Source organism: Haloplanus salinarum (genome assembly GCF_009762275.1).
Taxonomy (GTDB): Archaea; Halobacteriota; Halobacteria; order Halobacteriales; family Haloferacaceae; genus Haloplanus; species Haloplanus salinarum.
On sequence record NZ_CP034345.1, the window covers coordinates 381610 to 402791 of the forward strand.

Sequence of the window (21182 nt, forward strand, 5' to 3'; positions counted from 1 at the left end):
GCCTACGTAATCGACGCTAGTTTTTGGTCGGCACTCGAGACGATTTCGCCCCCGTCATCGGTGACGATGACGATCTGCTCGGACATGAAAAACGCCTCGTCCGTCAGCACGGCCGGTTCGATACAGAGCACCATCCCCGGTTCGAGCGTCGTTTCGTCGTACCCCGTCAACTGTGGCGCTTCCGAGAGCGTGAGGCCAATGCTGTGTCCGATCTTCGTCTCGGATGTCAGCCCGAGCGTGGAGCCGAGGCCGCGAGAGCGGTATTCGGCCCGACAGAGATCCACGATGTCGGCCGGTGTCGTTCCCGGTTCGACGGCGTCGGCGAGTTCGTTCGTCACCGCGGCGGCCATCCGGTTGTGCTCGATCTGTTCGGCCGAGGGCTCTCCCACGACGGCCATCCGGTTGTAATCCGAGTGGTACCCACCGACGGTCGCCCCGATGTCCAGAAAGAGCGTGTCACCCGGATCGAGCGTCACGTCGGGGCGAGGGAGGATCTCGAACGGATTCGTACACGCGAGCGTCCAGACCGGACGCGCACCGTGTTCGCTGACGAGTCGATTACAGATGGCGACGACGTCGGTCTCGCTCATTCCGGGTTCGATCTCCGCGAACACGCGTTCGAAGGCGGCGTCGATCGCGGCGGTGGCACGACGGATACAACTGCGTTCGGCGTCGGTCTTTGCCATCCGAACCGATCGCAGTACGTCGCCCGCGTCGAGAAACTCGGCGTGTGGGAGTCGCTCCTGGATCGCCTGCATCGCCCCCAGCGGCACACCGAGTTTCAGATCCGTGGTGGTCCCCGCCCCGATCTCGATGCCGACGTTCGGCACTGCCGGGCAGATATCGGTCAGCGTGTCGACTGTCGGCGGGACGTACGACCGGGCCTCCCCCTCGTAGTACGTTCGAAGCTCACACGCTCCATCGGTCGCCTGTCGGACGACGTCCTCGAAGACGTTGTGTACGATCAGCGTCGGGACTCCAGTCTCCGGAACGACGGCGATGGTTGGGAAATCGATCGATCGAGAGAACTGACGGTACCACGCGAGATCCAAGCCCGCGCCGGCACCCAGATATTCGACGGTTTCCGGATTCGTGACCAGCACCGCGTCCATCCCGGTTTCCCGAAGCGCCGTCCGGAGGCGCTCGTATCGAGCTTCGAACTCCGACCTACCGAATGTCATAATCCGAATGTGTACTGGCAGGGATAAAAAGATTCCACCGCGACAGCCGGCTACTCGAAACAACCGATACGACGCTCTCACTCGTCTTCGAGCGGGGGTATCGATAGTCACGCTCGCGAGGCGGTTCAGGTATGTGACTCCAAACCGGGGTTAACTATAACACGGTAGAGCGTAGCATATGTATCGAAGTTATGAAGCAATCACAGATCCGGCGCTGGTGGGTCGTGTTCATACTGATAAGCAACGCGGCGTTCCTGGGCTACCTGTACTACTACCAGTCCCCGGCGGGGCTGATTATGGGTCTCCCGGTGACCTGGGTCGTACTGCTCGGGATCATGATCGCCGTGTTCGCCATCAACAGCACCTTCGCGTGGTACTACTTGGAGAAGCCGAACCTCCGGGAAGTGTTCGGCGCCGCCGGCCAGGGGGGTGATCGGTAGATGGTAACGACGGCGTGGATGTACGCCGGCCTCGCGGTGACCGCCATCTACCTCATCGTCCTGTTGGCGCTGGCCGAATACGGCAGCAGACTGACGGAACTGTCCGTCAGCGACTACTTCGTCGCGAGTGGGTCGCTGAGCAGTTTCGTCGTCTTTTTGACGATGATCGCGTCGGCGTTCTCGGCGTTCACGTTCCTCGGTGGTGGCGGCATCGCGTACAGTTCCGGCATTTCCGGCATCGTGCTTGTCGGCAGCGTCGCATTCATCGACCTCCCGGCCCTCGTCATCATCGGCGAACGGGTCTGGCGGATGAGTAAACGCGGGAACGACTACGTGACGCCGGCGGACTTGCTCTGTGAACGCTTCGCCGACAGTTCGTCGTTGCGCGTCCTGATCGCACTCATCTCGATCGGGTTCACGGTGTTCTACGTGACGATCCAGTTCACCGGGATGGGGTTGGTGTTGAACGTTCTCACCGAGGGCATGATCTCCCGCGAACTCGCGGCGGTAATCATCGGTATCGTGATGGCCGTCTACATCGCCATCGGCGGGATGCGCGGTGTCGCCTACAGCGACGCACTACAGGCGATCCTGATCTGGGTCGGCCTCATCGTCGTCTCGGCGTACGTCCTGTGGACGACGCCGACGAGCGTGTTCGGGCGGGTTTCCCGGACCGTCGAATACGCGAACCAGTTGACGATGGACCCGCTGTACCTCTACACGGCCGCCGTCGGGTTCGGTCTTTCACAGTCGGTCTGGCCGTTCATCTGGCAGCGGTACTACTCGGCGAAACGTGTCTCCGGGCTCTGGGGCATGGGATTCGGCTCGTCACTCGCGGCGATCGGACTGCTCACCTTCTTCCCGATGATCATCGCGTACGCGGGACTGATCGCGTTCCCGGGGCTCTCGAACCCCGATACCGTCATTCTACAGTACATCCTTGAGATGCCAGGTCCCCTCTTCGGGCTTCTGATGGCCGCGGCGGTTGCAGCCGCGATGTCGACCGCCGACTCGATGATCCTCATGATGGGCTCGATCGGTGCTCGGGACGTCTACTCGGAACTCGTCGGCACGGACTACCCCGAGAAGACGATCTCGCGGTACTCCAAGGTGCTCTCGGGGATCTTCGGCGTCGTCGCCCTCGGGATTTCGCTCATCGATCTGGGACTACTCGTCGAAATCGCGGTCTCGCTCGCAGTTCCGGGTTACGCACTGCTCGTCCCCCCGGCCTTGGCCGCGTTCTTCTGGCCCCGTGCCAACTGGCAGGGTGCCGTCAGTGGTCTCGCAGCCGGTCTGGTCGTACTCATCTACTACAACGTAGCCGATGCGGCCGTCCCGTTCGGCCTGTGGGTCGGCGTTCCGGGACTCGTCGCCTGTACCGCCGTTATGATCGGCGCCTCGCTCGTGACGGAGAAACCCGATCAGGATCGTGTGCAGGAGTTCGTGTACGATCTGCAGGATCGGGAACTCGCTGATCTCGAAGGGACCTACCAGGAACGGAATGAGGTACAGGCCGACGACTGAGTCCGGTCGAGCCCCCGCATCGTCCACGAGGTAGCGTCGCTGTTTTACGGCTCCTCCACCCGTTTCGAACGCGTCGTCGGAACTTCGAACACCCCCCGGGCGCTCACGAGAGCGGTGACCGCGTCGCGACCACCGGGATCTGACGGGCATCTTACCTCCCACGAGCGCACACGTCGGTCGAGAAATCGCCCCTTGAGACCCGATACAAACTGAACAACACAGCGAGGCGGTGTTCGGATAAGGTTCAAGGATAGGGCGAGGTGAATTTCGACAGCATGGAAGAAACCGTCCGTCTCATCGGTAGTAACGACCCCCTTCGAGTAGGGTCTTCCCGAGCGTGAGGCGACACCCGAGCCGGCGATGAATCCCGCTCCGTTTGGCGGAATTACCATTCTCACATACATTATTGATTTTTTAAGAGTCGGTGCCGAGCGTTGTCGTTCTACCACTCACGGCTAGATGCAGAAGCCTGATTTACGGCCGACGGACGGTGCTGATCCGAATCATGTTACGGTTGCTGAAACGGTGATGAACGATATTGGCTGTACGCCCCCGTCGACTCCGACACCGATCGTCCGGCTCCGCATCCGACTAGTTCCGACGAGATCACGGGCGCTACCCGAGATATTCCCCCCTGAACTTCACGGGAAACACGTCGTCGACGCGATCGTTTTCGTTGATCAAGTACCGTGGTTGCTTGCCACCGCTCAGGGCTCCGATTCCAGTATGAACGCCGCGGGCATCGGCATGCCGTCGAACGTGTCCTTTGTAAAATAAAATAAAGAAATAATCAAATTTCAAATACGTCCGATCACGTCGAACCGAATACCGCCGAAAGCTGGCCACGAGCATCCGCCTTCGCATGGAATCAGCGACTCTGAACGCTACCGCAGCTCGAACGTGGTTTCCTCTCACCGAACGACCACCCTTCTAGCGGATCGTTCGGTGCTGTTTAGCTGGATATAGGCGCTAAGCCCCTACCCTCAAGGAGCGAACGGCGAAAGCCGTGAGCGAGTAGGGTGGGGTAGTTCACACTGTCGGAGAGGTGAAAACGGGTGTCGGGTCAGTAGGCCGGGTGCCGTCACACACGCGGATACACCCATCGTCGCGGATAAAGACATTCCAGTTCTTCATCTTGAAACTGAGGACGGTCTCGGTAGTACCGGAACCACCCTGATGCTGGAAGAGTTTATTTAGAGCATCGGGTTCGACGCAGTCGTGCAAAGGTGGCAGTTCCAATGGATCAACATCGGCCGCTTCCGCTACGGCTTCGACGACTGCCTCCGCCGGCGTTCGTGATCCGTCTTCCTCGTAACGAGAATCGAGAACTGGCGTACACCCGCGATAAATAGTTAGATTTCCTGGATTCATACTTCCTTCTGAGGGATGATAGCTTATTAGAGTACTGTGTGAAAGACCGACATGATCCCGATTGGTTCCGTAGCATGTCGCCCGTCCGTGCTACTCCCCACCGACCCCGTGTTGCATTCGCGCGCTGTATTCAGCACGCCAGTTCGATCAGGTTCCAAGGATTTCAACGGAGCCACTGAACCATGAAACTACATCTCTCCGACATATGTAGGTATGGGGGTACTCCCAGTACTGGGGAAGCATCATCGGCGTTGGTTTGACGTTCTCCCGACTTACGAACCGCAATGCAACGGTCCCCAACCCGCAGACACATCCTCCGTAGTACCGCTATCGCTGGTATCGTAGCGGTCGCCGGTTGTAGCACAACAAATCGCAGAGCAAACACTCCGAACACCACATCGCCGACAAGTACGACCACTCCCGAAACCACGGCGACGACCGCCACAGAGGCGACTCTGACGCCACCCGAGTCGACCGACGACTGGCTGACGAATGCCAACGGGTACCGAGAAGAGACGCCTCGATACGGGCCTGGCGCCCAACCGACCATCGACGTCGGCCACCCGGTCGAGGACGGGTTGTCGTTCGATCCCCCAGTGATCGAAGTCGCTCCCATGACGAAGGTGACCTGGGACTGGACCGGTCACGGCGGCCTCCACAACGTCGTCGCGCTTGGTGGGACGTTCGACAGCGGTCGACCGAACGCCCAACCGGGGACGGCTTATCACTACATCTTCGAGGAACCGGGAACGTATCCGTTCGTCTCGGAACCGCACCGGGAGGAGGGAATGCGTGGCGCCGTGATCGTTCGAGAACCGCCGTCGACGGGGAACCAGACCGTCGACATGTGGGTCGTCGACAGCAGTAACTTCGACGGCACGGTGGTCGATCGAACCGGTTCCGACGTGGCGAGCGTCACCGTCGGGTCACGAGGCAACAGGGGGCATCTCGCCTTCGACCCGCCAGTCCTGAAGATCTCGACGGGCACGACGGTCGAGTGGAAGTGGACCGGAAGCGGCGGGGGGCACAACGTGGTGTTCCTGAACGCCGACATCCACTCCGGGCAGGTGACCCACGAATCCGGTGTCAACTTCCAACACACGTTCGAGCAGTCCGGAACGTATCGCTACGCCTGTCAACCCCACAGAGCACTCGGCCAGAAAGGAGCGATTATCGTCGAATGACTGTTGCCATCTCATCGAGACAGGGACGAGTGAGACGGCACGGGAGTTTCAACTGATACGGTAGCGCGGAATCCCCGTCTTCGAACGTAGCGAGCGTCGGGGCGGGGTCGTTGACTATGAAGGGTTCAGGCTCCCCGTCGATAAAGATCCCAGCCGACGGCGATCAGCCCTAGCATCGGGACCACTCGACGGGGAGGCACACGGCGGCTCTACAAACTCGTCACGGCCCCGGAATTCGATGGGCGAACCGGTACGTACGTCTCCGGTGAGGGAGTCACGTCTTCGTCGACGAAAACGACCGATCCAGCGGATCGAGATAGGTTCTGGAAGACCAGCGCCGCCCTCTTCGGCGTCTATCCTGGCCCACCGTAGTCTGTAGCTCGATTCATGACGATATGACGCAGAACTACTCCGAATAGATCGGAAGCCCTCGGACATTAATGAAACGCTCGGCCGTAGGATTCCTGAGGCTGTTCTTCGCTTCCAGCGGTCTCCTCCGGTCGATCGATATCGATATCCAACTGCTGGATGGTTCGGTTGAACGCTTTTCGGCTGATCTGATCGAGTTCAGCCAGTGACTCGTCGAACGCTTTCGCGCCGAATCCGTCCTCGAACACATACAGTGGCTTGGTCGTCTGGTATCCGTCGAAATATTCGACTCCCGTCGATTCGTCAGTTTTAGTCAAGTATTCGATACGGATATTGGCCGTTTGGAGTTCGTCAAACAGGTCCGTCAGTTCGTTTTCGACGTCGACGATGGGTTCACTACGCGTGATGTCGAAATCCTCGATATTCGAAAGTTTTCGGATCGAGATCGCTCGGAAGTATCCATCGTTCGGCGACGTTACCAGCGTGAACAGGCCGTTCCGGTGATTGACTTCGATCAGTTGTTGGCCATGCTGGTTCCGAAACCCTCGAAACCTCGCTCCGACGGCCGAACAACACGCCGCAATCCGTCCGATTGCTTGATCGTATTCTCGCATATGTCGGCATGGTGACCACAGCTATAAATTAGTGGCTCGTCGTTCTATCGTCGGGTTCACATCCCTCAAAGAACGAGCTGGTGCGAGCCACGCCGTTTAATAGCTATCTCCCGGTAACTCGGGCACGCAAGAATGCGGGAACGTACAGCAGGTCTCACGATCGGGGTGCTCGCAGTGGTGTGTTTCGGGCTCGTCCTGTCCGTCCTGTATCCGTTCACCACGTCTTCACCAGACACGGCGAACTCCGCTGGCGAACGCTTCACAGTCGGCGATGCGGACGCGTTCAGCGCGACAGGACGCATCGCCGTCGAGGGGGAGACACGGCTCGCGTTCGATGGCGCCGTGACCACCGACGGTGCCTGGTATCAAAAGGTGGTCGACGACGGCGTCGTCTCCGAAGAATATCATCCCCCGAGCGGGCCGATTTACCGGCGGCTCACCGTCGAGGGAGTCGATGCCGCCGAGCAGCGTCGAGCGCGACTCACCGAGGACGAGGATCGGACCATCCTCCGTGAATCCCGGGCGGGAAACTGCGTGACGTTCGTCACCACGTCCGAGACGACCTCCGCGTCGGAGCCGGTGTCCGGAACGGCATCGGTCTTCGTCAACAACCTCCGGGTGGCCGCATACGAGACGACGGAGACGGACTCGACGGGCGTGACGACGTACGAGCCACAATCCGGCTGGTACGAGAGTCGCGTCGTGTACCGGCTCACCGACGCCTCGGGGACCGTCCGTGTCGATGACGAGACGGGGACGGTCACCTCGGCGAACGTCTCGTGGACGGAGACACGGGGCGAGACGTATGCTCACTACGTGCTATCCACGGTGCTGCACTCCAGTTCGACGGAGTCACGAACGACGTTTGCCTTCGACGACACTTCCCCGTCCCTCGAGCGGCCAGCGTGGGCAACCGACGAGGAGACGAACGCAACGGGCACGACGAACGCCTGCTGACGGTCGTGGCGACTGGCGGCGTGCTCCAACTACCGCCTACAGCCAACGTGTCTCCACCCGACTCCCTCGGATAGTCAAACGAGCATTATATTCATCTGAAAATACTTTTAGCCGTCGTCACGACACGACCTATGGACCGTCGCAGGTATCTCGCACTCTGTGCGGCAGGTGTCGGATCCCTCGCTGGCTGTGGCACCGAGTCGCAGAACGCGGGGACCAACACCCCGACGGGAACAGGTCCCACAACTACCTCGCCTTCGGGTGAGCTAGCCCCCCTCAACGGAACCTGGCGGGAGTATCAGCACGACGCGGGTAACACCGGTGCCATCGACGACCCGGGACCGATCCACGAGCCAGTCGAGTACTGGACTCGCACGACGACTGCCGGAGCGCCTGCGACCGCACCAGCGGCCGCTGCCGGTACGTTCGTCGTCGTGACGCGAAGCGGGACCCTCTACGCCCGGGATGCTGAGGACGGCAGGGTCCTGTGGAGCGGATCACAGCGCGTAAACACGGACGTCGCCCCGGTAGCCATGGCGGAAACGATCGTTGCCGCCGCCGACCAGAAGTTGCTCGGGATCGGGGGCCAGACCGGCGAACGACGCTGGACTCTCCCGCTCGAAGACCCAGCGGTCGGACTCGCAGTAGATGACGGTCGGGTCGTGGTCGCGACGGAGTCTCGGATTCGAGCGATTCTGCTCGGGGAGGGGACGACAGCGTGGCGACAACCGCTGGACGAACCTGCGGTGACACCCCCCGGCGTCGGTGAGGATGTCGTCACAGTTGGCCTCGCGTCGGGGAGCGTGATCGCCTTCGCCGCCCAGACCGGACGGCGCAAGTGGCGTGCCTCCGTCGGTCCCGAGCCGACGTTTGCCCCCGCTCTCGGACACGGGAACGTCTATCTCGGCGTGGGGACGCGTGTTGTCGCACTCGCCGCCGACGGTGGGGACCGACAGTGGCAGCGTCAAACGGACGCCCCGGTCGCTGCGTCGCCGGAGGTGACACTCGACGCAGTGTACGTTACCACCCTCACCGACGACGCCGGCCCCCGAACCGAGACGCCACGTTCGGAGAGCACCGACACGCCCACTGCAGTACCGACGGATACAGAACGGTTCACTGCTGCTGTACTATCCCTGGCGCCCGCCGACGGGAGCGTGGAGTGGCGAACTGGGATTACGGAAACGTACAACTTCACCAGTGGGCCGCCCCGACATATCCCCCTCGTCGTCGCGGACGACGACGTCGTCGTCGGCCTTGGCGGACCACTCCACGCCTACGATGCCACAACCGGTGATCGTCGCTGGGCGACGGACAGCGGTGGCGTGACCCCTGCGGTGACGGACGGGGTGGTGTCGACCGGTGTGACGGGACTCGATCTGGTCGATGGCTCGGTCAGATGGCGGTTCGGAACCACCGAGAACGTCTCGCCGCCAGCAGTCGTCGGCAACACCGTGTTCGTCGGCAGCGACGACAACTACCTCTACGCACTGGCGGCCAACACGGGAGCAATCCGCTGGTCCGCTCGAACGGATGGGCACATTCGCACGACGCCGGCAGTCGACGAAGACACCGTCTACGTCGGGACCATGGAAGGAACCCTGTACGCGTTCGACGTGTCCGACGGGACCGAACGGTGGACGTTCGACGTCGGAGGGCAGGTTCAGTCGCCGACCCTCCATGGCGGAACCGTCTACGTCGGAAACTTCTCGCCGACGCTAACCGCCGTCGACGCCGCCGACGGGACGGAGGCGTGGCGCGCCGACGTCGAACAGGCCGGTGGGACACGATTCATCGCCCTGAAAACCGCGGCCGACGACGCCGCCGTATACACTGGCGCAAACGGTGATCTCAGGGCATTCGACGTGTCCGACGGAAGCGAACTGTGGCAGGTCACATCCACCGAGCAACGGGTCGTCCAATCTCCACCGATACTCGTCGACGGCACCGTCCTCGTTCACATGGGATCATCGTTGCGGGCGTTCGATTCGGCCGAGGGAACGGAACAGTGGGCCACCCCCACTGGCGAGTCCAATCGGCCACCTGTCGCCCGCGAGGGAACGGTGTACACGTCCGGGGACGATACCGTCTACGCGTTCGACGCGAGCGATGGAACCGGACGCTGGCAAACTGCTGTCGGCGGGGACTTGCTCCTGGTCATCGGTGACGAGATGCTCTACGGAATCGGGTACGAGACGGGTCTCCTCGCACTCGACCCGAGTGATGGAACTATCTCGTGGACGTACGATGCACCGTTGACGACGCCGCCAGCGATTGCTGACGACTACCTGTTCGCCGGCGGGGAGTCCGGGACCGTGTACGCCCTCGGTCCAGCGCCCCAGTGAGGTACGTCACCCTGTCAGCAGCCCCGTGTCGAGCGGTGATCGTCCCCTAATCAACTCGCGCGCTGTATGCAGTAGCCCTCCACAATCGTATCAGACACCGAGAAGTTCGATTCGGCGAATCGGCACTGATTGCTGGTCGACCGCAGACTCGTATCTACTAGTCGGTTCTCGATGTGGAACGCCGTTGTCCCTCTCCGGCCGTGCGGTCACCACACCCGCAAATCTCGAACAGTTGCTCGGCGAAGAAGTTTTGATCCGACGACATGAAGCCGCGGTATCGATCGCGGTCGTGCCGCCGAGTTTGGTTCCGTCGGAGCCGTCGGCGTCGTCCTCATCTCTCTTGGGACCGTTGGCCTGATGGGATTGGCTTGGGCCGAGAGGATCAGTGGCTCCGACGGAATAGCCGTCGGCACCGTAGTGATAGTCGGTATCGCCGGGACAGCAGTTACGATCCTGTTCTTGTTCGTGGTGTGACACTGTATCGTGGCGACAACGAAAATCAACTGGGAGCGATGTAGCGGTCTCAGTATCGTCCGACAGCGACTATCGTACCCGCGGCGCTATTGCCGTGCTCTCTAACTCCCTCTCCCCATGGTTTTACACATCGATGACGGGGAGGGTGACCGTGAATCCATGTTGAAATCACTCGCTGCGCGGTCACCCGAAATCGGTTAGCTCCGGCTCACAGACCCCCGAGAGTTCCTGTTGAATGTCCGTTCGATCCCACCCAAACGGAGAGAGGAGACTCCCTATCGCCCGGACGAGTTGCGTCTCGTAGTACGACGCATCGTACGACCCGATCTCCTCGTGAACTAATGCAACCCGCTCTCGCGAGGTCTTTTCGTCGTCGACGACCACGTACTCGATATCCTGTCCCGGGTGGACGGCGAGGTCCTGCTCCCGAGCCCGCTTTAACGCGGCCACGTTCCGCGTGTTCTGCGTATACCCCTCCAGCGGCTTGGAGACACGATTCCGTTCGACGAGTTGCTCGACCGGCACCGTCCCAGCGTGGAGGCGCTTGATCGCGTCCTGAAGACGGTCGAGTACGGCGTCCGGGGATCGAGTCGCGTCGAGCCGTTCGAGACAGTCCCGCTGGACCGCCTCGACGAACGGTGGGGTCGAGCGCTGCCGGGCTTCGATCCCTCTGATCTTGAACCCGCCGTCGCCAGCCACTTTGCCGAAGTACTTCGTCAGCGCGCCGGCGTCGCTCTCCCGTCGCGGCACGAACGCCACCCAGTCGTAGTGGGCTTCGTGTTCGAGTCGAATCTCGACGTCCTCCGTGATCGCCGTCGCGAGCATCTCGAGGTCATCGCGGTCATCGTCGTCGACGTCAGGGTCCGGGGTCACCCAGATGGAGTCGACGATGCCGTGGACGACCCGCCAGCCGCCGGCTTCCAGCCGCCCTTTCGCCGTCAGCAGAATCTCGCGAGCGAACGCGTTGATTGCCTCGTGGCACTCGATGCGGCCGAACTTCGCGTTGCTGAATCCCTGATACCCGAAGCAGGCGACGAGGATCCACTTCAACGCTCCCGACCGCCCTTCGAGTTCCGTCAGTCGATCCTCGTCGGGGTCGTCCCGTTCCTTCTCGCGACGGATGGCCGCCTTGATCTCGTCGCGCGCGTCGATGATCGGCTGTAGCACGTCGACGAGGTAGCCCCGCTCGTCGCAGATCGAGTATCCGAGCCCGGGGACGTCGTCGCGGTCGCTGTGGCAGTCACACCGGATGACGTCCGGCGAGACGTTCCGGGTACGAATGATGTTCGGATACAACGAGGAGAAGTCGAGTTCGTGGACGTTCTCGTGGCGGCCGACCTCGGGCGCGAAGATGAAGCCGCCGCGGTCGGCGTCGTGGAGCGTCCCCATCGGCTTGTAGAACTCGTGGCGCCAGGAGTTCCAGGGGACGAGGACGCCGCGGTCGTGGGCCTCGCAGATCTGGATCGCCGTGAGGACGTTCCCGATCGATGCCCACGCGAGCTCCTGGACGGGCTTTTTCGAGCGCGACACGAGGTCGAGGACGCCGTCGAGGTTCGTCTCCCCGTAGAAGAACGTGTTCGACTCGTCGACGATCACGCGGCCGGGTACGTTGTACCGCGCCGGAGAGTGACCGACGCGACCGTAGCTCGAGTACGTCGACCGGCTCGCGAGCTGCTGGTAGTCGACGTCGGGCCACCGGCTCAGCGAGAAGTCGTCGACACCGGCCTCGGTCGCCATCTCGTACAGGGTCGGAACGATTTCGCTCGTCGAGCAGACCAGGACGTCCGGATCGTGTGCGTCGAGCACCCCTTGGACGGCGGTCAGGATATCCGTCGGCGAGCCGGTGACGGTGTCGCCGGCGACGGACACCTCCCCGTAGACGTCGTCGCTCGTTTCGGTCACCGGGACGCCGAGCCGGAGCGTCGACAGTTCGCTCGCCGGCGTCGGATCGACGCCGGTCTCCAGACAGTACCGGAACTCCCGCGAGAAGTCGACGTTGAAGCAGACGAGATCCCCGACTGGATGGTCCGACAGTTGGCGCGCTTGCCGGGCGAGTGGGGTGACGCGGTCGATGTGGGCGACGTCGACCGCGAGAACGGTCTCCTCGTCCCGTCGAAAGCCGGGGCGTCGCGTAACCATCTCGGTCGTGACGACGTCCGGGTGCTGGTCGTACACGGACTGGATGGTCGTGAGGTCGAGGTCGGCATCAGGGTCGCGAGCGGCGACGTAGAAGCGTGGCGTGTAGTCATCGCGCTCGGTCACGACGGCGCCGTCGGCGGTTGCCTCCCACTCCAAGACGCGGTCGTCGTCTAAGATATCGATTGTGAACGGCATTTGGGATTGTCACGTCTCGATTGAACGAAACGGTTCAGTCCTAGATAAGCCGTGGCGTGGTGTTTCCATAATTCAGAGGACGACTTCGAAGACATCGCTACCGGGGTATTTGTCCTATTTTGCGTGTCTGTGGTCTTTTCCAAGATGACTTCCGGAATCTCGGCTTAACCAACAGTTCTGGAATAGTCGTATTTGTTGGTTAAAATGGTTGGTGAAGACACTCCGTGTTCCGATGGATTACAAACCAATATACTGGCCCGAGAATTATTATACTTGCCTTCCGTGGGTTAGCATATGATGTCTGAGGAGACGACCCCACCCAACCGAGTACGTCCTGACGGCGGTGCCGAACAACGTGACATAAACGACGTGGTCGAAGAGGAATGGGTTGAGGACACGACGCCCTTCGAACGAGTCTATGGAATCATTCGCCGGACTTACGATCCGACGTCTGCAGCACAGATTGCTGATCGTGCTCGTGTCTCGCCGACGACCGCACGAAAGCACCTGCGGACGCTCATGGATTCCGGTGAAGTGACGACAGCACAGGACGGCCAGACGACGCTGTACCGCCGGTCAGAAACGGGTATCGTCACCGAGCATGCACAGTCGCTACTTGCGGAACGAACACCCGAAGAGATCGCATCTGGCATCGCCGAGCTGAAAGCACAGATTCAGGACTGGCGTACCGAATACGATGTTGACTCACCCGAGGAACTCGCTCGGGAACTGGACATCGAAGACACCGACAGCGACCAAGGTGCGCTGCTCAGAGAATGGCAAACCACTCGCCGCAACCTCGCCTTGGCACAAGCGACACTCGCGATTGCTGAGGCAACCCGCACCGGTCATCTCACTGGCACCAATACTGACGACGATGGTAACAGTGACTCATCGATCGTCGTATGACCGGCGACGAGGATGTGGAACCTTCTCAGGATAGTCAGCCAGCCGAACAGGCAGAGGTGTTCGGACCGATCGATGCCGGAGCGTTACGAGAGATCCGAGATCTGGTCATCAATCAAGAGCCGCTGGTTGAGGAGGCTTCACTGGACGATCCCCTGAACCCACAGACGCTTTCGGTTGACCTGTCTGACGGCGTTGAAGCGGCATCAACAGCGCGTATAGATATTCGGTGGAGCTTGGCTGGGAACTACGCTGTGCACTACACGGACACCCAGGGGCGGGATTTTCGATTCGACTGTCATCCGAAACCGGATGCACCGACACGACACTTTCATCCACCACCTGATGCTCCAAGTCGTCCTGTTGAGCCATCTTGTATCACTGTGCGTGAGGCCCCACTGGTCACGCGAGCGATTCTCCAACGGTGGCGCTACGCCTACACGAACGGAAGCTTCGAAGGGCTCAACGACGCAGAAAATCCGCCGTAGACGAGAATGCAGGGAAGAATCCTACACTTCCAACCCGGCTACAACGCATTTCGCAACCTACAACGGTACGGTGAACTACCCCACCCTACTCAGCCGCTGACGCGGCTTCCTTGAGGGTGGGGCTTCCTGTTTCCACGACGCGCTTTACATCCACAACCTCGGAAGTGCCCGACGATGTGAACATAGGGAGCGCAGTCTCCACAGGCGTTGTGTCTTCGGACTGTCCCAGTCCTAGCTTCTCGAAACCGCGCGACAAAATGTTGATCGCGGCATTTGCATCTCTATCCATCCCGAACCCACAGGCAGGACACGAGTGTTCACGCACCCACAGTGGTTTATCTGACTCGACACCACACGACGCGCACTCTTTGGTCGTGCCTGTTGGCTCTACCTCAACAAAGTGCGTGCCCTCACGGTTGCACTTGTACGCAAGCATCGTCGTGAACGTATCCCACGCTGACGATGCAGTATTCCGACTGTTTCCAGACGACTCCAGCATTGACTTCACGTTCAAATTCTCGACGGCCACCAAGTCGTACTCGGTGGCGTAATAGTTCGAGAGTTTGTGCAGGAAGTCGTGGCGTTTCCGCTTGACTCGCTGGTGACACTCAGCTACTCTCAGCCGTTGTGTCTCCCAGTTGTTCGACCCGTGCTGTTTCCGTGAGAGGGACCGTTGTTCGCGTGTGAGGCGTTCTCGTTCGTCTTGGAGGTCGAGTGAGCCGACAGCACGCCCGTCCGTGTCGTGAGCGTATTTGAGGATGCCCACGTCAATCCCGACACAGCGGTCAGGATTAGCTGGTTTCGGTGGCTCTTCTTTGCCTTCAACAGCGAAGGAAGCGTACCATTCACCAGTCCGTTCTTTCTTGATGCAGACCTCTTTGATGGTGACATCCTCGGGAATTTCGCGGTGGTAGCTGATTGGAATGTCAGCAAGTTTCGAGAGTGAGAGGACGGTCTGGCCGTTCTTCTTGTCGAACTCGAAGCCGGATTGAATGTACGTGAAACTCCTGAACTCGCTGGGTGCCTTCCAATTGAGACTCCCGACGTTGTACCCGTTCTGTTTGAGTTGTGAGAGTGCTTTGATGCTATCTTCGATTCGCATCACGGCAGCTTGTGCGACAGTTGAGTACAGGTCGGTAAGCTCGTTCCACCAGTCTTTGAGGTTGGGTAGTTGGTCGCGGACTTGGCGCACTCGCTGGTTGAGCGTTCCTGCTGAGTCAGGGATTTGCTCGAACTCGTTGAGCGCGTGGTTGTACAGTTGCCGACAGGTATCGCGGTGATAGTCCAGCGTCTCTCGCTGGGCTTCTGTAGGGTGGAGGCGATACCTGTAGGCGTAGTGCATTGATTACTCGTTGGGTTCCGTTGTTCGGACGATTTTCACGTCTGCGCCACGCCAGTCCTTTGGGACAAGCACGTGAGCACCGTTACCAGTGGCTTTGACCTCGCCTTCGATGACTTCGTGGCCTTCGATTTCGTGTCTATCCATCACCAGAGTTTAGACATTGTTTCAACATGAATGTATCGGTCGTGGGCCTGTGGGCCTGCAACAGGACAGTGTATACGATATGATGGCGGCGCTGTATCCCCGCCCTACTCGCTCCCTATGGTCACCCCTTGAGGACGGCGGCTTAGCGACTAATGACTGCTAAGGACCTACGATGGGTCCCACAGAACGGAACAGACCGACACTCGAGTAGGGAACCCAGTTAGAACGACGCAACAGATCCTACGAAGCTGATCCTCGAACTCCTTGCTTGAGTCCCACATACTCCGGTTGGGCTTATACCATGGCCTGACGTATTCATCACCATGCCTGGTGAGGTGTATCGTGTCCAAGAGAACACTGGCAATCCAGTACATCCTTTTATTGAAGAAGTCGTATCCCTCGCGCTTGACCGAGCTGCTGATCCACGGCCATCTGGCCACCAAGATAGTCACTTCGACGAGTACGTTCGAGGCGCCGTTGAATACGCCGGTGAAGCCGCCGTCAAGGAGGCTATCCGTCTATCACTCACCAAGGGAGTAACCCATCGAATGGCTGGTCGAGAGGCATTCGGCGACGATGACTACGTCTACGGAATCCACGTCGGTGTCGCCGCAATAGCATATCTCTGCGAGCTCAACAGCGAACCACAGATTGACCCCTGACTAAGCAATCTCCCAGTATGTGGATGTAGATCGCAGCAATGGTGAGCGCATCCAGCTGGTGATACATGTCTGCAGCGCTACTCTACTAGTAGACTCATGATGTAGGCGTTCATCAGCGTGGTCGTCCCTATTGCACTCCACTCCATCACCGCAATCAGCGAGAAGAGTAGGGTCGTTCACTCGCGACCTCAAACGATTGGCTCGAGTGACTTCATCGAGAAATCCGATTTCGAGCAATATCGTTCTGCGAGTTCCATCAGCGCTCTTGTTCGTCGGATATCGGCGACGTTGTGCGTGAGAAGGCGTTCATACGCGCCTTCTTCCCAGGCTGTGACTGCCGTTCCACTATCGTCGAATGGATCGAGGTTGTTCAACCGTGAACCAATCAGTTCGCCATAGACGCCATCCAAGGTATCCTCACTGGTATTGAAGCGTGTCTCGAAGACGTCCATCACGTCGACGTATGGCAACGTGCCAAACGGCCACTCGATCCCGTGCGTACAGAGCCGTGTGCGAAGGAACGGAAGGTCGAACCCTCCGTTCCACCGCTCCCCGTTGTACGCAACGAGCTTTGCATCACGTTGGGTGAGTGTCGATGTGACAAACGTCGCCAGTTCGTTCAGGAGTTCCTGTTCGCTGTCATGGTGTGAGAGCTGTACCGGTGTCCGGAGTGTGTCGTTGAGCCGATCTGCGAGGCCTGTTTGTGGTGCCGTTTCGGTATGGAGAAACACTCGCGACGAGACCGCCGAGTCGAACCCAACTACTGTGAGTTCATCATCGGCCTGAAATCCCGTCGTTTCGATATCGAAGGCAATCGTCGTCGACCCGGTCATTCCACACCTCCTGTGTCACCGTCGGCGGACGATTGCTGCTGTTCGCCCACAGGTTCCGAAAGCCGTTGCTCGAGCTCCACCAGGCGTTCCTCGTGGTCGTCGAGGCGAGCCTCCTGTTCGATATCGATACTGAGCAGCGCCGGCAACAGCGGGTTCTGGTGGTTCATCAGCCCGCTCGCGTCGGCGTGCTCGCGGGCGTACTCGAACAGCCGGTCGAATCGCGGCTGGTCGCGACGCCGCAGTGCCCGGCGGAACGCCGCCCAGCGCTCCTCGATGGCCCGGAGGGCGTCTCGGTACGTCGGGTTCGTGCGCCCCATCGCTACCGCCCTCCCGAACCGCTCGCCGTCCACGCATCGAGCAGGGGGTCCGCGGTGGCCGACACGGTCTCATTCTCGGCTGTGACGCCCGTTCCGACGCCCTCCGGGGTCGGCGCCGGCGTCGTCGGTTCCACGCCGACCTGCGCGGCCCGCGCCGCGAGCAACCGCCGCCAGTACGCGAACGTCGTCTGGTAGTACGCGCCGTCGTCGACGGGATAGACGAGCGTCTCGAAGTCCTCGCCGACGATCCGCGGCCCCATCCGGGTCTGCTCGCACTCCAGGTGGTGGTCGGCGACCGTCGCGACCGGTTCGGTGAAGCCGTCGCGCTGCGCCCGGGTGACGAGCACCGGAACGTCGTACCCGTCGGCGTAGGAAGCCAATCGGGTGAGCGTTCGAGCCTGGAGGGTTTTGGCGTGGGTCTCGCCGAGGGTATCGTCGGCGCGGTACTGGGTGTCGACGGCCGGCGCGACGATGAGGGCGGGCGTGTGGTGAGAGGTGTCCTCGTCACGACTCGGGTCTCCTCGACCGGCCGCCCCGGCGTCGGTGGTGGACATCTGGATCGACTTGTTCACTGCCGTCGGGAGATCACAGACGGCGCCGTAGTGCTGGTAGGCGGTAAATCCGCGTGCCACGCGGATTCGGTCGAGCAACCGCTGGCTAGGGGCGATCTGGGCGAGTGTCGTCGTCGTCGCGTGACTATTTGCGTCGACCCAGAAGGCGGGCCCGTTGTGCAGGAGGAGATGGTCGAGTACGAGCGACTGCAGGATCGGGACGCCGCGCCCTCCCTTGACGTCGAGCAGCGTGATGCCGTCGTCGAGGGACGGCAACAGCATCTCGTCCGTAGCCGGATCGGCCTGGTCAGCAAGGGACCGATTGCGGTCAGCGCCCCGTGTCGGCTGATCCACCGCCAATCGGTTCGACGTTGCGTGTTCACCCATACTCGATTAGTCGTCCACGGTCCCGATAAGCCGCGGCGTGTCGCTTCCGCGTTTCAGGGAAGACATGAGACAGATACTGCCCCATCCTCTGTCGTCGACTTTCTGCGGCTGTTCCGACTGTTTCCGAGAACGTTTCTAGGGACCGGGTTCAGACGGCGCTGGTTACTTAACCAACAAACTGGTGCTCCGTGTCGCCTGTTGGTTAATATCTTACAGTTGATCTCGCTGCTCGGACAGGAACGAAACAAGGTTGTTAATCGCGTCTGCTGGCAGCTCTTCTTGTCGGAAGACACCTTTGAACGAGTCTTCGAACTCCTCCTGCTGGAGTCGATCCAGCACCATTTCGATCTGCCTCTTGAGCTTCTCGGGGTCGCCACGATGGACGTGTCGCTCAATACGGTTGAAGTCCGCACGCAAACTGATCACGACCAGGTCACGGCTATCGGCCTTCCGACCGCTGTGGAGTTTCATCGCGAACAACAGTGCCGGTTCCGGGATTCGCCCGTCGAGGCCTTCGGCGACATCGAGTGATTCGATCGTACTGTGTTCGTGGAGATAGCGATATGACCACTCTGCGTCCGTCTGTCGACACCCCATCGCATCCACGAGTGCCTCGAACTTGACTTCGTTCTCTCCGACCGGTTTCGCGTACTGGATCATTCGACCATCGTACTCGTTCGAGACATCCTGCTCGAACTGTTTCTCGTATCCGAGGTCACGAAGGAGAGTGTCGTAGTCGTCGAGTGTAGTGTCCGGGATCACGGTGTCGATATCGGTCGTGAACCGGGTTTGGAACGCGGAAACTGCCCAGCCGCCAACGAGAACATACGGCAGTTCGGCGTCCTGTACCGCGCGGTGTGTGTCGATAAGTTCGGATTGGCGCTCGGCAAGACTCATTTCATCGCCTCTGTTAGGTCGTGCCCATCGCGCTGTGGTGCGACGCACCGATATCCCTGTCGTACTCGTCGGCGATAATCTCCAAGGCGGGCTCGTACGCCGGGCGGTTCTCCATCATCTGGTCGATGGCGTCGTCCACCGGGATGGCGGGGTTGCCGTCGACCCACTCGGCGTCGATACCGTTGGTCTTCGGGAACAACACATAGTGAACATTCCCGTTGACGTCGCTGGCGTCCGGGCGCTCGTTGATCGTCGTGTCGACGCCAAACTGCTCGAAGAACGCAATCCACCGTTCGATGTCACGGTCGTGCACTTCGATGAACACCGGATAGTCGTCGTGGCTCCGTGCGATTTGAAAGCCGCCGTGTGTCCAGACGTATGCCGCGTCAATTTCCGTGTACGCGAACTCCATTCCGGCGAAGTGTGGAATGACGTACGCGTCCTTCTGAGCGATGGTGTCGCGGCTGTACAACGCAGCCATCATCTCGGCGTACTGCTGGCGCATCTCGTGATCAACGATCTGGATTCCATTATCGGTATTAGCGATAACCTCCGCATCATCTAACCGCTCAACCCAGTCGTACACCCACGAGTACGAGACGTCGATCTTGCTCGCGATACGGTTGATAGAATCGCCACGCTGGACTGCTAACACAATTTTCGCAGCGGTGGCATCCATTAACTCATTCATTATTGAAATTGCCTCTTACTCGCGCTGTCGTTTTTCGCTTCTAGCTATCTCTATCAAGATACCAATACATAGAACTTCCGCCTAGATTGACTACCTGCGGGATGTGTGTACGCGACCCTTTCCGGTCACTGCATCGGCGACGCCGCTGCCGAATCGACGAGCGAGTACTCTCGATCCCGACTCGTTCCCTCCGCTTCGAGAAGGTTGTACTGTGCCATCTTCGAAAGGTACGTCCGAACAGTCCGTTTCGTCCGGGGGTCATCGACCTCCTCGGAATAGCGCTCGTGGATCTCGCTCGGCCCGACCGGACCGTGCTCCCGCACGATATCGTAGACGACGCGCTGGTGCGGCGTGAGCGAGTCAAGACTCTTCTGCTTGATCTGGGCTCGGGCATTCTCGGCGGCGTCTAGGAGGATGCCGTCGGTGATGTGCTCGTGGTTCTCGCGGTCGGCCTTGCTGGCAGCTGTTCGAAGGATGCCGATTGCGAGGCGAGCGTCGCCGGCGGCTGCATCGGCGATCCGGTAGAGCTGGTCGTCGGTGATGACGTCCTCGTCGAGCCCCCATTTCGCACGCGCACTCAGAATGTCGAAAAGTTGCTCGTCGTGATATTTGTCCATCCGGACGTGTTCGCTCGAACGGAGCCGACTCACGAGGCGGTCGTCGACGCGGCCGAACAGCTCCTCTTCCTTGTTCGCGATACAGATGATTGCGAACTGTGGGAGGCTGTGCAGATGGTAAATGACGCTGGGGTCCTCCAGCTGGTCGACCTCGTCGAGGATGACCACCGTTCGCGGGCCGTCGTGCTGCTGAAGCCGATCGACGAGTTCGTCGTGGGGCGTCGACTGTCGGTGGATGTCAATGGTGGCGCCGAGGTCGTCGAGAATTTGGTAGAGCGTACGGAACCGGGTGTAGTTTCGCCAGCAGTTGACGTAGGTCGTCTGGACGTCGAGGACCTCCTCGCGGAGCCGTTCAGTGACGAACTTCGAGATGCAGGTCTTGCCGGCGCCGCTGGGCCCGGTGACGATGGCTGTGTCGGCTGGTTCCCCGTTCGTGATGGGCTCGAGAACGCTGGAAAGGTGGTTGACTTCGGCGTCGCGATGCTCGACTTCTCGAGGGACGAACCCAGCCCGGAGGACGCGAGCATCGTGGATCATAGACGAGAGAGGTTTTC

General features: G+C 60.3%; 20 protein-coding genes and 1 pseudogene. 9 read left to right on the plus strand and 12 right to left on the minus strand.

Going from position 1 to position 21182, the window contains the following annotated elements:
- Window positions 1–2 precede the first annotated feature (2 nt).
- The gene (locus EI982_RS03100; RefSeq protein ID WP_157688091.1) at window positions 3–1181 is read right to left on the minus strand and encodes a M24 family metallopeptidase; all 1179 of its coding nucleotides are present in this window, start codon (window positions 1179–1181) and stop codon (window positions 3–5) included.
- Between the two features lie 191 nt (window positions 1182–1372).
- On the opposite strand from EI982_RS03100, the gene EI982_RS03105 reads away from it, so the two are divergent.
- The 3 genes and pseudogenes from EI982_RS03105 to EI982_RS18645 form a co-directional block, all read left to right on the plus strand.
- Window positions 1373–1621, plus strand: coding sequence for a hypothetical protein (locus EI982_RS03105; protein WP_157688092.1), 249 nt, complete (start codon window positions 1373–1375; stop codon window positions 1619–1621).
- Window positions 1622–3145: a sodium:solute symporter family protein gene (locus EI982_RS03110; protein ID WP_157688093.1), complete on the plus strand. Its 1524-nt coding sequence runs from the start codon at window positions 1622–1624 to the stop codon at window positions 3143–3145.
- Window positions 3146–3478: 333 nt separating this feature from the next.
- A pseudogene (locus EI982_RS18645) lies at window positions 3479–4026 on the plus strand (IS6 family transposase); the annotation flags it as partial.
- A 148-nt stretch (window positions 4027–4174) separates the two neighbouring features.
- Here the strand turns inward: EI982_RS18645 and EI982_RS18245 are convergent.
- The gene (locus tag EI982_RS18245) at window positions 4175–4516 is read right to left on the minus strand and encodes a HalOD1 output domain-containing protein (RefSeq protein WP_199243713.1); all 342 of its coding nucleotides are present in this window, start codon (window positions 4514–4516) and stop codon (window positions 4175–4177) included.
- 614 nt (window positions 4517–5130) lie between these two features.
- Here EI982_RS18245 and EI982_RS18650 point away from each other — a divergent pair.
- A complete protein-coding gene (locus EI982_RS18650) occupies window positions 5131–5700 on the plus strand; it encodes a halocyanin domain-containing protein (RefSeq protein WP_233255275.1) in 570 nt (189 codons plus the stop codon).
- Between the two features lie 437 nt (window positions 5701–6137).
- On the opposite strand, the gene EI982_RS03120 is transcribed toward EI982_RS18650, so the two are convergent.
- Window positions 6138–6683: a hypothetical protein gene (locus tag EI982_RS03120; protein ID WP_157688095.1), complete on the minus strand. Its 546-nt coding sequence runs from the start codon at window positions 6681–6683 to the stop codon at window positions 6138–6140.
- Window positions 6684–6815: 132 nt separating this feature from the next.
- On the opposite strand from EI982_RS03120, the gene EI982_RS03125 reads away from it, so the two are divergent.
- Window positions 6816–7640, plus strand: coding sequence for a hypothetical protein (locus EI982_RS03125; RefSeq protein ID WP_157688096.1), 825 nt, complete (start codon window positions 6816–6818; stop codon window positions 7638–7640).
- 131 nt (window positions 7641–7771) lie between these two features.
- Window positions 7772–9985 carry a BamB-related PQQ repeat family beta-propellar protein gene (locus EI982_RS03130; RefSeq protein ID WP_157688097.1) on the plus strand — a complete coding sequence of 738 codons (2214 nt, stop codon included), beginning with the start codon at window positions 7772–7774 and terminating at the stop codon, window positions 9983–9985.
- A gap of 657 nt (window positions 9986–10642) precedes the next feature.
- Here the strand turns inward: EI982_RS03130 and EI982_RS03135 are convergent.
- Window positions 10643–12793 carry a type B DNA-directed DNA polymerase gene (locus EI982_RS03135; RefSeq protein ID WP_157688098.1) on the minus strand — a complete coding sequence of 717 codons (2151 nt, stop codon included), beginning with the start codon at window positions 12791–12793 and terminating at the stop codon, window positions 10643–10645.
- A 297-nt stretch (window positions 12794–13090) separates the two neighbouring features.
- Between EI982_RS03135 and EI982_RS03140 the strand changes: the two genes are divergently transcribed.
- Both EI982_RS03140 and EI982_RS03145 read left to right on the plus strand, forming a co-directional pair.
- Window positions 13091–13702 (plus strand): winged helix-turn-helix domain-containing protein, encoded by a 612-nt coding sequence (locus EI982_RS03140; RefSeq protein WP_211249138.1) that lies wholly within the window; start codon window positions 13091–13093, stop codon window positions 13700–13702.
- Entirely contained in the window at window positions 13699–14187 is a 489-nt protein-coding gene (locus EI982_RS03145; RefSeq protein ID WP_233255276.1) for a toxin-antitoxin system TumE family protein, read from the plus strand. The genes EI982_RS03140 and EI982_RS03145 overlap by 4 nt, the downstream gene beginning before the upstream one ends.
- Window positions 14188–14272: 85 nt before the next feature.
- Here EI982_RS03145 and EI982_RS03150 read toward each other — a convergent pair whose 3' ends face one another.
- On the minus strand, window positions 14273–15529 hold the full coding sequence (locus EI982_RS03150) for an RNA-guided endonuclease InsQ/TnpB family protein (protein WP_157688099.1): 1257 nt from the start codon (window positions 15527–15529) through the stop codon (window positions 14273–14275).
- Window positions 15530–15532: 3 nt separating this feature from the next.
- Window positions 15533–15673 (minus strand): DUF2080 family transposase-associated protein, encoded by a 141-nt coding sequence (locus tag EI982_RS03155; protein WP_157688100.1) that lies wholly within the window; start codon window positions 15671–15673, stop codon window positions 15533–15535.
- A gap of 323 nt (window positions 15674–15996) precedes the next feature.
- Here EI982_RS03155 and EI982_RS03160 point away from each other — a divergent pair, with 323 nt between their 5' ends.
- Entirely contained in the window at window positions 15997–16335 is a 339-nt protein-coding gene (locus EI982_RS03160; protein WP_157688101.1) for a DUF8158 family protein, read from the plus strand.
- Window positions 16336–16523: 188 nt separating this feature from the next.
- Here EI982_RS03160 and EI982_RS03165 read toward each other — a convergent pair whose 3' ends face one another.
- From EI982_RS03165 to EI982_RS03190, 6 genes are all read right to left on the minus strand, one after another.
- Window positions 16524–17168 (minus strand): ribonuclease H-like domain-containing protein, encoded by a 645-nt coding sequence (locus tag EI982_RS03165; RefSeq protein ID WP_157688102.1) that lies wholly within the window; start codon window positions 17166–17168, stop codon window positions 16524–16526.
- Complete coding sequence (locus EI982_RS03170) at window positions 17165–17485, minus strand: DUF8156 family protein (protein WP_157691052.1); 321 nt, start codon at window positions 17483–17485, stop codon at window positions 17165–17167. The genes EI982_RS03165 and EI982_RS03170 overlap by 4 nt, the downstream gene beginning before the upstream one ends.
- A gap of 2 nt (window positions 17486–17487) precedes the next feature.
- Window positions 17488–18423, minus strand: coding sequence for a hypothetical protein (locus EI982_RS03175; protein WP_394352060.1), 936 nt, complete (start codon window positions 18421–18423; stop codon window positions 17488–17490).
- 210 nt (window positions 18424–18633) lie between these two features.
- On the minus strand, window positions 18634–19320 hold the full coding sequence (locus EI982_RS03180; protein ID WP_157688103.1) for a hypothetical protein: 687 nt from the start codon (window positions 19318–19320) through the stop codon (window positions 18634–18636).
- A 13-nt stretch (window positions 19321–19333) separates the two neighbouring features.
- Entirely contained in the window at window positions 19334–19999 is a 666-nt protein-coding gene (locus EI982_RS03185) for a helix-turn-helix domain-containing protein (RefSeq protein ID WP_157688104.1), read from the minus strand.
- Between the two features lie 137 nt (window positions 20000–20136).
- Window positions 20137–21165 carry a Cdc6/Cdc18 family protein gene (locus EI982_RS03190; protein WP_157688105.1) on the minus strand — a complete coding sequence of 343 codons (1029 nt, stop codon included), beginning with the start codon at window positions 21163–21165 and terminating at the stop codon, window positions 20137–20139.
- Window positions 21166–21182 lie beyond the last annotated feature (17 nt).

Coding starts and splice junctions, on each gene's coding strand:
- EI982_RS03100 (WP_157688091.1), bottom strand. CDS start 1,181: ATGACATTCGGTAGGTCGGAGTTCGAAGCTCGATACGAGCGCCTCCGG.
- EI982_RS03105 (WP_157688092.1), top strand. CDS start 1,373: ATGAAGCAATCACAGATCCGGCGCTGGTGGGTCGTGTTCATACTGATA.
- EI982_RS03110 (WP_157688093.1), top strand. CDS start 1,622: ATGGTAACGACGGCGTGGATGTACGCCGGCCTCGCGGTGACCGCCATC.
- EI982_RS18245 (WP_199243713.1), bottom strand. CDS start 4,516: ATGAATCCAGGAAATCTAACTATTTATCGCGGGTGTACGCCAGTTCTC.
- EI982_RS18650 (WP_233255275.1), top strand. CDS start 5,131: ATGACGAAGGTGACCTGGGACTGGACCGGTCACGGCGGCCTCCACAAC.
- EI982_RS03120 (WP_157688095.1), bottom strand. CDS start 6,683: ATGCGAGAATACGATCAAGCAATCGGACGGATTGCGGCGTGTTGTTCG.
- EI982_RS03125 (WP_157688096.1), top strand. CDS start 6,816: ATGCGGGAACGTACAGCAGGTCTCACGATCGGGGTGCTCGCAGTGGTG.
- EI982_RS03130 (WP_157688097.1), top strand. CDS start 7,772: ATGGACCGTCGCAGGTATCTCGCACTCTGTGCGGCAGGTGTCGGATCC.
- EI982_RS03135 (WP_157688098.1), bottom strand. CDS start 12,793: ATGCCGTTCACAATCGATATCTTAGACGACGACCGCGTCTTGGAGTGG.
- EI982_RS03140 (WP_211249138.1), top strand. CDS start 13,091: ATGTCTGAGGAGACGACCCCACCCAACCGAGTACGTCCTGACGGCGGT.
- EI982_RS03145 (WP_233255276.1), top strand. CDS start 13,699: ATGACCGGCGACGAGGATGTGGAACCTTCTCAGGATAGTCAGCCAGCC.
- EI982_RS03150 (WP_157688099.1), bottom strand. CDS start 15,529: ATGCACTACGCCTACAGGTATCGCCTCCACCCTACAGAAGCCCAGCGA.
- EI982_RS03155 (WP_157688100.1), bottom strand. CDS start 15,673: ATGGATAGACACGAAATCGAAGGCCACGAAGTCATCGAAGGCGAGGTC.
- EI982_RS03160 (WP_157688101.1), top strand. CDS start 15,997: ATGCCTGGTGAGGTGTATCGTGTCCAAGAGAACACTGGCAATCCAGTA.
- EI982_RS03165 (WP_157688102.1), bottom strand. CDS start 17,168: ATGACCGGGTCGACGACGATTGCCTTCGATATCGAAACGACGGGATTT.
- EI982_RS03170 (WP_157691052.1), bottom strand. CDS start 17,485: ATGGGGCGCACGAACCCGACGTACCGAGACGCCCTCCGGGCCATCGAG.
- EI982_RS03175 (WP_394352060.1), bottom strand. CDS start 18,423: ATGGGTGAACACGCAACGTCGAACCGATTGGCGGTGGATCAGCCGACA.
- EI982_RS03180 (WP_157688103.1), bottom strand. CDS start 19,320: ATGAGTCTTGCCGAGCGCCAATCCGAACTTATCGACACACACCGCGCG.
- EI982_RS03185 (WP_157688104.1), bottom strand. CDS start 19,999: ATGGATGCCACCGCTGCGAAAATTGTGTTAGCAGTCCAGCGTGGCGAT.
- EI982_RS03190 (WP_157688105.1), bottom strand. CDS start 21,165: ATGATCCACGATGCTCGCGTCCTCCGGGCTGGGTTCGTCCCTCGAGAA.